1 protein-coding gene is annotated in these 1,127 nt (G+C 68.7%); it reads right to left on the bottom strand.

Translation table 11 applies throughout. The annotated features are described in order from the left end of the window. Nucleotides 1–79 precede the first annotated feature (79 nt). Nucleotides 80–1,127, bottom strand: a 1,048-nt coding sequence (locus tag ABZ078_RS44430; protein ID WP_356584408.1) for an ABC transporter substrate-binding protein, incomplete at its 5' end; no start/stop codon positions are given.

Genomic DNA, 1,127 nt, shown 5'->3' with positions numbered 1-1,127 from the left:
CTCCCGCTCCTGCCCGGCGGCGTCGTCGTCCGGGACGGGCACGCCGGCCACCTCGACGGACGGTGCGACCACACCGTAATCAGCCACGAGCCCACTCCAACCAGCGCTTGGTGACGGCAGCTTCGTTCTTGATCCACCAGTTGATGTCCGCGTCGAAGCCCTTGTCGTAGTACTCCGGCGCTCCGGCGAGCTTGGAGCGCTCCTCGTTGGTGAGCTTCGTGTAGGCCTCCGCGGAGGCCGGGTTCGACGGGTAGACCTTGGCCAGGGCGGCCGCGACCTCGGGGCGCAGCGCGTAGTCCATGAGCTGGTAGGCGGCGTCCGCGTTCGCCGCGCCCTTGGCGATGGCGTAACCCTGGAACTGGCGGCGGGCGCCGTTGAGCTGACGCTCGACCGGGACGCCCTGCTGTTGCAGAGCGGCGAGCCGGCCGTCCCAGACGGTGGACATCGTCACCTCCTGGCGGCTGAGGAGCACACCGGGGAGCGGGCCGCTGTCCCAGAACTTCTTGATGTCGGGCCGCAGCCGGGTCAGCACCTTGAAGGCGCGGTCCACGTCGAGCGGGTACAGCTTGTCCATCGGGACGCCGTCGGCCAGCAGCGCGAACTCCAGCTCGGGCAGGTCGGCGTCCGGGTTGCACATCGAACGGCTGCCCTTGAAGGACCCGGTGTCCCAGAAGTCCGCCCACGACTGCGGCTTCTTGCCGCCGAAGGCGTCGGTGCGGTACGCCAGACACTGGGCGTAGAAGCTGTGCGCGATGGCATGCTCGGTGATCTGGGCCTTGGGGAGCTTGGCGCTCTTGAGGCTCTTGATCCGGCCGGTGTCCAGTTTCTCCAGGGCGTCCTGGGCGACGAACTTGGCGTGATCCATCATCGAGTTGTTGATGAGGTCGAACTGAGGGCGGCCCTGCTTGATCTGGGCCAGCATCTGGGTGCCCTGGAGGTTGACCACCTGGACGTTGATGCCGGTCTCCTTGGTGAACGGCGTGTAGACCGCCTTCTGGAGAGCCTCGCCGTAGGCGCCGCCGCTGTCGCGGACGATCACCGTCTTGCCGCCGCCCTTGCCGCCGGACGAGGCGCGGCTGGTGCCGGTGCCGCAGGCGGAGAGGGAGGGCAGGGCGGCGATGGCGGCG

Origin of the sequence: Streptomyces sp. NPDC006385 (assembly GCF_040612485.1) — a bacterium.
Classification (GTDB): domain Bacteria; phylum Actinomycetota; class Actinomycetes; order Streptomycetales; family Streptomycetaceae; genus Streptomyces.
This window is presented reverse-complemented; position numbering and strand designations above follow the sequence as displayed.